The organism is Alistipes sp. Marseille-P2263 (assembly GCF_018101075.1).
Classification (GTDB): Bacteria; Bacteroidota; Bacteroidia; order Bacteroidales; family Rikenellaceae; genus Alistipes; species Alistipes dispar.
In genome coordinates this window covers 141,532-155,090 of the sequence record NZ_JAGQEJ010000010.1, presented here as the reverse complement: position 1 = coordinate 155,090, position 13,559 = coordinate 141,532, and the positions used below count along the sequence as shown (strand labels likewise).

Here is a 13,559-nt window from a genome sequence, read left to right as displayed (position 1 = left end):
GGCCCCAGCCGCCCCAGTGCGGGTGGCCGTGCCAGCCGGGACCCCAGCCCCACGACGGCCCCCACCACGGATTGTACCAGGAGCCGTACCACGGACCGTGCCACGGGCTGTACCAGGGACTGTACCACGAGTTCCAGCCGAAACTCCAGCCCCAACTGCCGATCGAGAAGGACAGTCCGGGCGTACTCCAGCCGTAATACCACGGATCGAGGAAGACGACGGGCCGCCCCCACGTACCGAACATGGAGGTAATGTATTTGGGCTCGACCCACACCTCGTCGCCCATCACGATCACGTTATAGAAGGCCGGATCGTAGGCGGAAACGTAGTCGAACGCCCGGCTGTAACGGGCGTTGATATAGCTCGAGGGCATGTTGTACGACGGCGACTCGAAGCCGCGCAGCCGGCGGGCATAGGCGCTCTCGTAATCGTCGGCCAGCACGCTCCGGTAGGGATTGGCGTCGTATTCGTAATATCCGTTTTCGGCGGCTGCGGCCTCGGCTTCGGCCAGCCGGGCCTCCCATTCGGCGCGGCGCGCTTCGGCCGCGGCCTTGCGCGCCTCGGCCTGCGCCTGCTGCTTACGGGCGATCTGCGTCCGGTCGTGCAGGGCATAGAGGTCGTCGGAGGCGTATCCCGAAGAGGCGTAATAGGCCGACGAACAGCCCGCAAGCCCCGCGGCCGCCAGGAAGGCCCCGATCCAAAGATTCAACGTTTTCATAACACACTTCGATTTGCGTGGGTTCTTTCGGAGAGAACGAAAACCGTACCGGTTTTAGTATTCCTGTCGCTCCCCTGTTCAATAAACGCTCCCGGCGGCGAAATACTGCTCCCGGCAGGCGGTCCTTTCGGGACAAAGATAGGAATTATTCCGGAACCGGAAGCAACCCGGGGAGGGCAAACGCCCCCGTCCGGAGCTTTTTTTTCGCTCGGACGCAATTTTTTCCGTCCGAAAATGCGCGGATATAAAAAATATGTCTATATTTGCAGTCCCAAAACGATGGTTTCGGGGAACGATCTTCAAGGAGAGATGCCGGAGTGGTCGATCGGGCCGCACTCGAAATGCGGTGTACGGGCAACTGTACCGGGGGTTCGAATCCCTCTCTCTCCGCAATAAAGGGTGTAAATCAGGCATTTGCAAGATTTACACCCTTTTTGGTAATGTATCAGATTAGGGCACAGAACTGCAACTAACTGAAAATCATTATAAGGGCTTAAAGAAAAACATAATAAAGAAGACGACTTTCGGGTCGTCTTTTGTATTTTTGCGCCCTCAAATCGGCTGAAAATCGGCCGAAGGTTCCGGATAGGAACCTTCATGTATCAGATTAGGGCACGAAAAAAAATGACTTGCAAATTTTGCGGAGGAACTTGTATCAAAAATGGCTATCAAGAGAACGGGAAACAACGCTATAAATGCAAACTCTGCCATAGGAAACAACAGGCGGATTATTCTTACCAAGCCTATATCCCGGAATTAAACCGGACGATCTCGGAATATATCAAAGAGGGCGTAGGGATCAGAGGCATCGCAAGGTTACTGGAAATATCGACGACTACCCTCATTAGAAGAATCATTTCCATCTCCAAAGATATAACTGCTCCGCATGTAACAGCCAATGCAGAGTATGAAGTCGATGAGATCAAAACCTTTGTCGGCCGTAAAAAAGATCATATCTGGGTGGCATACGCCCTAAATCGCATAGACAGCTCGGTGGTATGTTTCTCTGTCGGCCCTCGCACCAATGAAACGCTGAGTAAGGTTACCGACAAACTGGCCAATGCCATATTGATCTATACGGATAAACTCCGGCAATATAAAACACTCATCTCACCGGAAATCCATAGGACTGCTCACCGCGGCACCAACCATATCGAACGTCATAACCTGACCATCCGCACACATATCAAGCGCCTGGCCCGTCGCACAATCTGTTTCAGTCGGAAAGCAATCATGCTTTATGCGGTGTTAAAGATTTATTTCTGGGGATAATGAGCGATTTAGAGAGTGTGTTCCTCAACAAGTAAATAAGGTAATAGCAAACCGATGAAATCTTTCAATTATCAATTAATAACCCTCTCTTAATTTAATCTGTACCTTTTGTTACCCAATGCAAGATTTTCAAAGAAGATAACTTTTATTATATTTGCATGGGGAAATGAATTTTAACATATAGAACCATGAATGGTACCGCATACCAACAATCGGATTTAATGAGGCGCCTTAAATGGGTGCAGGATTATGGTGATTTAAATGGAATGACCGCAAAAAGAGCCGATAATTTACACCGTCTCTTCCTATATCCTGCCATGATGGTTCCTGTTACTCAAAGTTTGATTATAGAAGCTATTTCAGGAGACCTGCCCATAAATGCAATGGCAATTGATCCCTATATGGGATCTGCAACTTCGTTAATGTCTTGTATGGAATATGGATTAGGTATTTATGGACAGGATATAAACCCTTTAGCTGTATTAATAGCTCAAGCTAAAATTTCTTCTTTCGATATAGAATTAATAACAAATACTCTGGAGGAGCTAATGTCTCGCATTAAAGCAGACTCATCCGATTCTATTAATGTTAATTTTCCAGGCATTGATAAATGGTTTACAAAACAAGTTCAGATAGACCTATCCAAAATTCGCAGAAATATTCAAAATGTAAATAACAAGGATATTCGAAAACTATTTTGGGTGATAATGTCTGAAGTTATACGTATCGATAGTAATGATAGAACATCTACATTTAAACTTCACAGACGCGCAGAGGAAGATATTTCAAAGCGTACTGTAAATGTTATTTCAGACTTCGAAACCCTATGCAAAAGAGGTATATTGGATATAACTTTATTCCGAAACAAATTAGATAATAGCAAACTACTACAAAATAATATATACATAAAACCAAATACAATTTGTTGGGGTAATACCGCTGAAAAGATTCATTCAGACTTGAAATTTGACCTTTTGGTTTCTTCTCCTCCATATGGTGATAATCATACTACTGTAACATATGGTCAACATTCTTATCTGCAATTGCAATGGATCGACTCATCGGACTTAGACTTTTCGATTGATTATGATTATTTGAGATCAACACAAGAAATTGATCGGCAAAGTTTAGGAGGACGGATAGATTCAAAAGGACTTACAAAAAAATTATCAGAGATTCTTAATAATATTCCATCTCTAAAAGAATTCTACGATAATCTTCCTTACCAGGAACGTCCTCTTTATAACAAGACCATTAGTTTCATCCAGGATTTTGAAAAGTCATTGGATGTCATTGTTCGCTCCATGAAAGAGAAAGCATTTTATGTTTGGACTATTGGGAATCGCAATGTAAACAAAAGAGAAATCCCCAACGATAAAATATTAATTGACTTGATGAGGAACAAGGGAGTCGATTTGATTTTCAATGTAGAACGAGAAATTCTAAATAAGAAACAGTCGAAAAGAAATCGATCTTCAAAAACGATGGAAAAGGAGCGGATATTAATCTTTCAAAGACAGTATTAAAGGTATGGCGGAAATTATAAATATAATACATGAACCGGAAATCCCGGACATTCAGTCCGGCAATGTCCGGTTCGATATAAATCCGCATATAGTACGTCAATTAGGTGGTGAACTTGTACCTGATGACATTACAGCATTAATGGAGTTAGTTAAAAATGCTTATGACGCAGACTCACCATACGTAAGAATTAATATCAATACCAAAGAGTCTTATGGTGATGAAAAATTGAAATACCCGAATAATAAAGGTTATATTATTATCGAAGATGGCGGATTTGGCATGAACGAAACGGTCATTCTGAAATCTTGGCTCACTATTTCGTATTCGCAGAAAAGGGCAGATGAAAATAATGTCAAACCTAAAACTCCATTGGGGCGCACTCCACTGGGAGACAAAGGCCTTGGACGTTTGAGTACCCAAAGACTTGCTGATTGTTGTGAAATTTTCACTTGTACGGATGACTCGATAGAAAAATTGCATGTAGCGTTTGACTGGAGAGAATTCGATAAGGCTGATCAGCTCTCTAAAGTTCCTGTTTTTTTTGACCGAATACCTACATCGCAAAGCAAAGGGACTAAATTGATTTTGACAAATCTCCATCGCCCCTCAACGTGGGAAGGAGATGAATTAGCTGCTTTGAAAGGTCAATTATCTCAATTAATCTCTCCATTTGTAGAAAATCGACCGTTTCAGGTGTACATGACTGTAAACGGAGAGTCTATTAATATTGTACAGGAATTTGCAGACCTAATCAATGTTTCTTTGGCAAACTATTCTTTTACATTTGACGGAAAAGTATTGGAAATTTCAGGTACGATCAAAGCTCCTAAATTAATAGGTAACAATGCTGAATCCAAGGATAATTATCGAGTTTACATTGAATCCGATAATGGTAAAAAATTTGCCAACTATTTTCTTGCTAAAAAGAATGATTCTACTTGTTTTATCCCAACAGACGGAGGTATTCTCGCATTTAAAAAAAGATTGTCAATTTTATCTGATGTCCCAGGATTAAAGATTCTCGATGGAAAGAAATGTGACCCCGGATCGTTTCATGGTAATATATATGACTTCTCTCTGAATAACAACAAGGAAGGTGACGAAAGTATATTTAATAGTTTCTCAGAATATAAAGCGTTTATAAAAAGCCAGACAGGAATAAAAATCTATCGAGATGGATTTTCGGTCTTTCCTTATGGTCTTGGAGATAATGATTGGCTAGGATTAAGAACTGGCACAACTTCTGGATCATCATTCTATGGCCTAAGGTCCGACAATACAGTGGGATTTTTCGCGATTAGTGAAGGAGTGAACTCTAACTTGAAAGATAAAACAGATAGAACAGGTTTTATCAAAAACGAATACTCTGACAATTTCTTCGTTTTAGCTAAACGGATTGTCGATGAGAGCAATAGTTTTGTAGAACGGATTCGTAGAACTTACAATGAGTATATCAAGGAGAACAAGCAAACGAGTAGTAAAATAAAAACTATTTCAGAGGCTTATTCTTTGATGAATGACGCAGGAAAAACAAGCGTTGAAATATATGAATCTATTGAGCCTATCAAAAAAGAGATTTCCTCCATTCATGATAAAGCCCAAAGGATGTATGAGACAAAAAAAGAGGGGTCTCTATTCTCTAAAGAGGAAGACAAAGAAGTTTCCGAACTGCTTAACGAGGTTCAGACCTTGCTTGCCAAAGCGAATACTTTATTGGTCTCCGTTGAGGGAATTTTGCGAAAATCCCAACAATTAGGAGATGTCCTTGATATAATAAAGCCTAAAATAGACGTATTAGAACAACAACTCCAAGATTTTTCAGAATTAGCGGCCATAGGTCTTACTTCTGAGAGTATTACTCATGAACTGGGACAAATTATTGAACGCCTTTCTGATAAAAATCGTCTATTTAGAAATAAAATGGCACATTCTCAATTTAATGAGAATGAGGCAAGACTCCTTTCGGGATATATCAACACAGCCATCAATGGTTTGAAAGTACAATTAAAGCATATAGATCCTACATTACGATATACGAAAGAACAAAAGGAACAAATCGAATTAACTCATTTTTTCGAATCAGAAGAAATGCCATATTTTCAAAATTCATTTGAGGCATACGATATTAAATATACAGTTGTATCAGAGGTTAACTTCTCAATAACAATTAACAAAGGACGTTTGATACAAATCATCGACAACATCATCAATAATTCATTATACTGGATTAAGGTCCGAAAAGAACAAGATCCGTCATACGCTCCTCAAATTTCAATCATAATAGACAAGCCTTGGCTTTATATTTACGATAACGGCTACGGAATAGCAAATTCCGTTGAAGATTCGCTGTTCGAACCATTTGTCACAACAAAACCACGAGGGAAAGGGCGAGGTCTGGGACTATTTATTATCAGCCAGCTTCTTGATGCTGTTGGATGTTCGATTATGTTAGAACAACGGAGGAACGAATATAATAAACGTTATATCTTTGCTATTAACCTCTCCAATGTATTGATATGATGGACCTTGATCACGCCAAAACTGTAGTTAATCACCTTCTGACTGCTACAGATATTAAAGCAGTGTATTACGTTGACGACAAATTTCAAAAGGATGTGGAAATTGACGATCACATTGAGAAATTTCTGATCGCTATTGAAAAATGTTATGCAAATGGACAAATCGACGATTTCCCCGAACATGTTCGATTCGCTGGCAATGACAATCTTGATGCTGAAGTGCGAGCTTGGTGGTCAGGGATGACAACTGAGCAAAAGCAACAAAAGCTTGAAAAATATGTCATTGGAGGTGCAGAAAATATTCGCCCTGCATTATTAGTCAGAGAAATCATGGATAACCAATGTACGTGTTGCTCTCCTTCTGAGTGGAATAACAACTACAAAGCAGAGGCATTGGACAAAATAGGAAGAAAAGAATCTGTGTTACTGTTGTTCGATTACGAGTTCTCCAATAAACGTAATGGATTTCAATATGCAGAAGATATCCTTCAAACACCGGGGGCCGTTGATTGTACCTATTGTGGCATTATATCGAACCAATTTAGAACTGAAGGAGAGTTTAAAAAGCGAAACGATTATATAAAACAACAGCCAGGTTACTACATATACCCTCTATCCAAGGATCGCCTTATTGTAAAGATGGAAGATTATGAGCCATTTATATCGGGATTGAAAAATATATTATGGGTCAAACATATAGAATCCTTGAAAAAACACACGGAAAAAATTTTTCAAGACGCATTCAATAAAACTATTGATAGATACCATGATATTCAACCGCCTGCTTATAAGCAAATCATTGTCGATAGTTCGCAAAAGGAAGGCTGTAGGGAGATTGATACAACATTGAGGCTTATTCAAATAATTCTGGATAAAGAGATTAAAGGGGCAATAACTGAAGATATACTTTCCCGAATTAATAGCGAAATAAATTTGATTTCGACTATTCATTCTACGGATATTGTCCATCAATATCCTGAAGTTGATAAACAAGCTAAGGGTTTTATCAAAGACGAGAGATTTTTAGATGGGAATATCATAAACACTCTTTACACGCCATTACAAAATGGAGATATTTTTAAGATAAATAATACTCTGTATATACTCTTATGCCAGCCTTGTAATATCTCGATACGTTCTGATGGCAAGAGAGGCAACAATGACTATGATACGGGTTTTTTAGTAAAGCTTACTCTAACTAAAAACATAGGTGTATCTAAAAATCATCCTTTCTTTTCTGTATGGAGTGGTGTTGAAAGTGTGTTTCAAAAAGACGGTCGTCCAGTCCCCGATGAACTGAAATCATACAAAAAAGAAATTCAAAAACTATTTGAATTAGAAAATTCTGCAAATATTCCTTTGGAATTCGAAATAGGAAATCCAGGAAAACTATATACGATTCGATTAAAAGATTTTCAAACTTTTAGTTTGTCACTATTAGATAATGTTTCTTTCAATAAAGAGGGAAAAGCTATAATTGATTTCAACTCAACAGATTTACCCAAAGGGCTTCATCGAAATTTAGTCACCCGGCATAAGAACATTATAGAGCGATTTAAAAATTGGACAAGAATCAAACAGAACGTTGGCGAACAATGCAATAATGAATGCCAAAAGCTTATTGATCTCAAAGAATTACTCTCTAAATATTCTCAGGAATTAAAATTCAAGAGTATTGAATCTGATAAAATCACATTGCAGATAGAACGAATAGGACATTACAGGAGTCCATATTCCGATGATTTATTAACTCAGTTCTCTCATTATATTTCGAGAACGGGGTTTCCACATCCTTTTGTGTAAAGAAGAATATATTTAATCCTCAATACCTAAACGCCCTCGCCATGGTATCCTGCTCAGACTTGGGAATACCGTATTTAGTAGCGAGCTTTCTCCAACCTGAAACAGCACGCTTAACCTCTGCAAGTATTGCTTCCGCACGGGCGGGTTCCAGCCCGAAATACGGCGTGACACTCATGGCCAAGTCAAAATCCAAAGAATTGTCATTCTCCGATATATTGAGCTTTAGTCCCGTGCCGTACTCGTCAGGGTTCATATCGTAAGCCGGTGACAGCCGCCACCCTTGCGACGTAAGCAGGAAACCATGGTTCCGCAGATGGTCGTCGCAGTTCGAAACGGCGATATTGAACACGATCCTGCGCCAAAGCTGTTCCAGGTTCCGGTCCGTATCGTCGCAGTTGGCGATGATCCATTCGGCCAGTTCGAGGTAGCTGGCTCCTTCTGTATGACTCGCACCGTCCGTATAACCGAGCAATGTCATGGCCGAAGCAAAATGTATCCGTCGGCCCCTATCGGTCCGGTCAAAACGCTCGGTCATAAAACTGTGGTGCCGACTGCCGAACCGCTGCGCCCGGCATTCGGACATCTCGATACCGCACGAGCGGGCCATCTCGGCCGTGACCATCTCCCATGCCCCGGAATCTTTCGTATCTCCGGCACTCGAGAACTTGACAATCCACAGGTGTCCGTTCTCATCTACCACATTAGCTTTGGGCCTTGCCCCGCCCAATGACGAACCGGGTGCGACGAGCATATCGATCCATCGCGTATGCTCCGGCGTATCGACATGATCTTCCCGCTCTATTTGCAGGCTGGCATGTTCCAGTTCCCGGATCGATGCCCAGGGTGGCGTGGCCAGCGACCGGTCGTTGTCCATAAAATCCCCTTCTTTCGAGAACTTGAAGCGCAGGGCTCCCATGCGGTTTCCGTCATACACGCCCATCAGGTAATCCGCCTCGGTAAGCGTTCGCGGTTTTCGGTCCTGCGACCGGGCATTGATAGCTTCCCGCCTGCGCATAAGCGTACGTCCCCAGCGGTCTGGTGCGGAGTCGAGGAACAATCCGAAATTGCTCTTGTCCGAAGGTTGGTATTGCTTCCCGGTAAATGCCGACAGGTCGGGATCCAGCGCACGGAAACGGGGATGGGCCAGCCATGCGGGATCGTTCTCATAGGAAAAGACCTCTTTACCCCGGATCGTTTCGCTGTGAAGCACACCCATATAGACCGACTCCGCATCCTCGGGACAGTCCATATATACGTATATGTCGCGTTGCGTTACCATGTTTACCGTTTTTTAGAAACCCGTTCCCCGACCACAAGTTTGGCATCCTGAAGGGCACGCCCTAACTCGTCGTCTTTAGCTACGAACAGCAAATCTTTTTCCAGGCCGAGGATAGCCAGCACCCGGAAATAGTATCCCATCGCAACTCCCTCCTCACCCCGCTCGATCTTGGTTAGGGTGTTACGGGAGATTCCGGCGCGCTCGGCCACCTGCTCCGAGGATAGTTCCCGGCGCAGGCGTGCTATCTTTATATTTTCGCCCAGAGCCGTAAGCGTCTTCCGCTGGCTCGGCAATAATGCCCGTTTCATACAATAACATTAACGATTATGTGCAAATATAAGTATTATTGCGCAGAATAATTTGCATTATACAGATTTATTTTACAGACTACTCCCGAATAGCTTTTTCGTACGGGTTTCAGCAACAACGCAGGCCGACATAGCGATGTTCCGATGTTATCGTAAAGTAAGAAAGTGTTTTCGCACTGTCCTCGTCAGAAAATGTGGAAGTTTTCGATAACAACGGGACGACGAACAGCACTCATTTCTTGTTAGCATATGGCAAGGCGTATTTTCTACGCCTATCCCCCATATCTATCAAGTGTGGGGTATCGTATCGTTTATCGTTGTTATTGGTCTTTCCACAACCATCTGACGGATAAGCGGAATTGGCTCCACACTTTCTTTTTCGGATAGTTTTCCTCAGGAGCAAGGGGCGTACACAGATGATGTCATTATGATGAAATGTTTGTATTCTTTTGGGATTATTACGGTTATAATGTATTTCTGTGTATGTTGTGTCAAGGAGGATGGCAAAGAAAAAGATCGCTTTTTGACCTTCGACGATGAGTAATTCGAAGATTATTGTTTGGAACATTTCGATGCAGATGGCGATGGAGTCATTTCGGAGTGGGAAGCGGCAAAAGTCGATACAATATTTCTGTCCCAAAGAACGATCAAATCTTTAGAGACGATCAGCAATTTTTCCAATCTGATCTATTTGCATATTGGGAAATGCCAAGAAATACAGGAATTAAATCTGTCCCGAAATCAAAAATTGAAACATCTTAGCATCAGCTATCTGTTTGATCTTAAAACGATCGATATGGCACAATGCGAGCGGTTGGAATATGTGCACATTCAGCATTGTGGTAAATTGGACCGGTTGGATTTATGTAACAACACACCGCAACTGCGCAGATTGACTATTGAATATACAAATCTGACAGGTCTGGTTCTACCTAAATCGGAAACATTAGAGAGCCTTGTCATTCTATTTTGCGGTTTGGAAGCAATCGATGTGCAACGATGTTGGAATGTGAACAATATAGAAATTCGAGGTACGCAATTGAAATCCCTGAATTGCGGCAATCTAACTGAGTTACAACATTTGTCTTGCTGTGACAATGAATTGGTAAGTCTGTCGTTGAGCGGTTGTTTTTCGCTTAAGGTGATACGTTGTCAAAACAACAAATTGAAAGAATTGGATGTCAGCCAGACTACATTGCGAGGTGGAGATTCCTATTATCAGAATCCCTTGTATTGTGCTCCGATGGAGACACTGGAAGCGCTGTATCTGAAAGACGGGTGACAGAATATGGTCGACGGGATTAATAAAAATCGCAGTCCCGATTATATTCCCGAAACAACTCAAATCCTTTATAAATAAATTACGAACTCTTATATTTTTGAATCATGGCAGGTACGTTATGGAGTGTTACGGCAATCAAGAGTGCCGGCAAATTGACAAAAGGAATGTCTGTAGAAATCCTTGTAACAGGGACCTCGGCGCGTCCGAATGCAAAACAGATTATCGAAGCGATTGAAGATAAGTACGGTGTAACCGTTGCGAGTTGCCATTGCGGATATGGAAATTTCGAAATCGTAAAATTGAGTTGATTATGGATTACCTACCTATCTGCAATGAAACCGGAAAATTGCAGGAGGATCATCGGTTCGTGCTGGAGCAACCCGGCAAAAAGATGCTGTTGGTCGTCGGCCTTAATCCGAGCACTGCGGACGAAACACATCCCGACCTTACGATGCACAAAGTCATAGGATTCGCCGAGGGTGGCGGTTACGACGGATTTGCAATGTTGAATCTTTCATCGGAACGTGCGACGGATAAATGGAGTTTGTCGGCAACGTTGGACGAACCGATGCACCGGAAAAATCTGGATGTCGCGGCCGATCTGCTGCAACGTTATCCGGCAGCGGACATATTGGTCGCTTTCGGAAACGATATTTCGGCGAAACCTTATCTGAAACGATGTTTTCTTTTTCATTGGGATTTATACGACGTGCTGCGTACAAGTCATGGCCAATGGTTCCAAATCGGGAAACTCACGGTGAAAGGAAATCCCCGCCATCCGCTTTATGCCCGATACGACTGGGGATTAGTGTCGTTCGAGGTAGAAAAATATATGACAAAACTTAAATAACGATTGACAATGAAAAAACTGTTTTTTGCAAGCCTGTGGGTTTTGGCTTGTTTGGCCGTAGCTTGTTCCGATGAAAAAGACGAACCGAACGACGAGCCCGGATCAATCATCGGCGAATGGGTATTCCAGAAAAACGAATACTACCGGAACGGGAAATTGATCGATAGTTTCACGGCCGTAGAGGACGAAGATAAGATGATCGCTATTTTCCGGGAAGACGGGACTTTCCGTTATTACGATTACCCACCCGAAGAGTACTACGACGGCTCCTACTCCTATGACGCGACGTCGGGTATGCTGACTACAAACGACGGAGCGAATAAAAAGACTTGTCAGACCAAAATAACCGTTTCGACGATGAAATGGATTTACGATGAAGGCAACAATGAAGAACTTATCGAATATTATACGCGAAAACAATAGATGCGGAAAAGTTGCCTAACAAACTTACTTTTATATTTTACTCCTGCCAGACATACTTTTGGCAGGAGTTTTTAATATTTACAAAATTAGTTAAGACAAGGAATTTACTTTGAAAACTAAAGATATTTTTCTATCTTTGTGTTAACCAAGTGCAACACAGGGTGAAACGATGCAAATCGGCTGTGGGCTATTCGGTGTACTTAAAGTGAGGTCAAAGTATAAAAGACTGATATACGGCGGAATACGGGAAAGGTTCATTTTCCTCTCTCTCCGCAATAAACGCTAAAAATCAGCAAATTGCGAAACAGACACTCGGTTTTACATCAAATAATGTAAAACCGAGTGTTTTGTTTACATCGAATTCCATCCCTACAACATACGGTTTGCATACGCAGCGGTTCGTGCATTTTTCGGTTTAGACGAATAAATTTAACTGATATAATACATTAATGATGAATGTAAAGATAAAAAAGATTTCGATCGGCTTCGCTGCACTTGTTCTCATGGGTGCCGCGGTTTCGTGCAAAAGGACTTCAGGAAAGGCCGCCGAACCCGAATACGAATGTATCGCCTACGTGTGGCAAGAAGAGGGCAAACTGCCGCCAGCCAATATGGTGACCGCCATAAATTATCTTGCCGCCATCCCCAATCGGACCCACGATGGCGTACAGATCAACAACATACCCCGCCTTCAGCGGATACTCAATCTCAAAAAAGAGAATCCGGCACTTAAAGTCATACTTTCGATGGGTGGCGCAGGAGCCGAATCTGGATGGGCAGAGATGACAGGCCGTGACTCGCTTCGTCTGGCATTTGCAACTGACTGTAAACGCATTGTGGACAAATATGAACTCGACGGGGTTGATTTCGACTGGGAGTTTCCGGCCAATGAAGAAGAGCAGGCCAACTACATCCGTCTTTTCAGCGACGTTCGCAACGCACTCGGCAGAGATAAAGTGGTTTCGGCTGCAGCAGGCTTTTTCGGCAACGGTTTCGACATGCGCGAAGCGATGAAATATCTTGATTATGTCAATCTGATGACCTACGACATGGGCTGGCAGGCTCCCTATCATCACACTGCGTTGCGCCGCTCGGAGCTGGCCGGAGTTTCGACGATTGAGGAGTCAATCGACTCTTTCCTAACAAAAGGTCTTGACTACAAGGACATGGTTCTCGGCCTTGCGTTCTACGGTCGCGGTAACGACAAGGATTTCAAGGGTTGGACCGATTACCGCGATATCGTGAACCGCAATCTGGCGGCCGAGGGCATGGAAGAGCGCTGGGACTCGATAGCTTGCGTTCCTTATATCGTTGACAGTCTCGGCACCCTCATCGTCGGATATGAAAATCCGAAATCGTTGAAAATCAAATGTGACTATATCAAGGAAAAAGGTCTCAGAGGCGGCATGTACTGGCGCAGTGAACTTGATGACGACAGCATGAGTCTCACACGTACGGTTGCAGGAGAACTCCTCGGACGCTAATTTAAAGACAAACTATACAACCCCTCCGGAGGCACTTTTCAGAAATTCCGGCGAGGCCGTACAAGGTATTGCGCTTTATTTAAGCCGAATATTT

11 protein-coding genes, 1 tRNA gene and 1 pseudogene are annotated in these 13,559 nt (G+C 42.8%); 10 read left to right on the top strand and 3 right to left on the bottom strand.

Going from position 1 to position 13,559, the window contains the following annotated elements; genetic code table 11:
* Positions 1-718 (bottom strand): annotated as a pseudogene (locus tag KB554_RS12110) (hypothetical protein); the annotation flags it as partial.
* Positions 719-1,021: 303 nt separating this feature from the next.
* Here KB554_RS12110 and KB554_RS12105 point away from each other — a divergent pair.
* The 5 genes from KB554_RS12105 to KB554_RS12085 all read left to right on the top strand — a co-directional run bounded on the left by KB554_RS12105 (position 1,022) and on the right by KB554_RS12085 (position 7,839).
* Positions 1,022-1,108, top strand: a tRNA-Ser gene (locus KB554_RS12105).
* A gap of 234 nt (positions 1,109-1,342) precedes the next feature.
* Positions 1,343-1,990 (top strand): IS1 family transposase, encoded by a 648-nt coding sequence (locus KB554_RS12100; RefSeq protein ID WP_211036330.1) that lies wholly within the window; start codon positions 1,343-1,345, stop codon positions 1,988-1,990.
* A gap of 188 nt (positions 1,991-2,178) precedes the next feature.
* Positions 2,179-3,516 carry a hypothetical protein gene (locus tag KB554_RS12095; protein WP_211036328.1) on the top strand — a complete coding sequence of 446 codons (1,338 nt, stop codon included), beginning with the start codon at positions 2,179-2,181 and terminating at the stop codon, positions 3,514-3,516.
* Positions 3,517-3,520: 4 nt separating this feature from the next.
* Positions 3,521-6,037, top strand: a complete 2,517-nt coding sequence (locus KB554_RS12090; RefSeq protein WP_211036327.1) for an ATP-binding protein — start codon at positions 3,521-3,523, stop codon at positions 6,035-6,037.
* On the top strand, positions 6,034-7,839 hold the full coding sequence (locus tag KB554_RS12085; RefSeq protein WP_211036324.1) for a hypothetical protein: 1,806 nt from the start codon (positions 6,034-6,036) through the stop codon (positions 7,837-7,839). Before KB554_RS12090 ends, KB554_RS12085 begins: the two co-directional genes overlap by 4 nt.
* A gap of 19 nt (positions 7,840-7,858) precedes the next feature.
* On the opposite strand, the gene KB554_RS12080 is transcribed toward KB554_RS12085, so the two are convergent.
* Together KB554_RS12080 and KB554_RS12075 are read right to left on the bottom strand one after the other, a co-directional pair.
* Complete coding sequence (locus tag KB554_RS12080) at positions 7,859-9,118, bottom strand: HipA domain-containing protein (RefSeq protein ID WP_211036322.1); 1,260 nt, start codon at positions 9,116-9,118, stop codon at positions 7,859-7,861.
* Between the two features lie 2 nt (positions 9,119-9,120).
* Positions 9,121-9,426 (bottom strand): helix-turn-helix transcriptional regulator, encoded by a 306-nt coding sequence (locus tag KB554_RS12075; protein WP_211036321.1) that lies wholly within the window; start codon positions 9,424-9,426, stop codon positions 9,121-9,123.
* Between the two features lie 559 nt (positions 9,427-9,985).
* Here KB554_RS12075 and KB554_RS12070 point away from each other — a divergent pair.
* The 5 genes from KB554_RS12070 to KB554_RS12050 all read left to right on the top strand — a co-directional run bounded on the left by KB554_RS12070 (position 9,986) and on the right by KB554_RS12050 (position 13,465).
* On the top strand, positions 9,986-10,708 hold the full coding sequence (locus KB554_RS12070) for a hypothetical protein (RefSeq protein WP_211036320.1): 723 nt from the start codon (positions 9,986-9,988) through the stop codon (positions 10,706-10,708).
* A gap of 104 nt (positions 10,709-10,812) precedes the next feature.
* A complete protein-coding gene (locus KB554_RS12065; protein WP_211036319.1) occupies positions 10,813-11,016 on the top strand; it encodes a peptidase in 204 nt (67 codons plus the stop codon).
* Positions 11,017-11,018: 2 nt separating this feature from the next.
* Positions 11,019-11,558 (top strand): DUF1643 domain-containing protein, encoded by a 540-nt coding sequence (locus KB554_RS12060; protein ID WP_211036318.1) that lies wholly within the window; start codon positions 11,019-11,021, stop codon positions 11,556-11,558.
* Positions 11,559-11,567: 9 nt separating this feature from the next.
* Positions 11,568-11,981 carry a lipocalin family protein gene (locus tag KB554_RS12055; protein ID WP_211036317.1) on the top strand — a complete coding sequence of 138 codons (414 nt, stop codon included), beginning with the start codon at positions 11,568-11,570 and terminating at the stop codon, positions 11,979-11,981.
* A 449-nt stretch (positions 11,982-12,430) separates the two neighbouring features.
* The gene (locus KB554_RS12050) at positions 12,431-13,465 is read left to right on the top strand and encodes a glycosyl hydrolase family 18 protein (protein WP_211036316.1); all 1,035 of its coding nucleotides are present in this window, start codon (positions 12,431-12,433) and stop codon (positions 13,463-13,465) included.
* Positions 13,466-13,559: the final 94 nt, after the last annotated feature.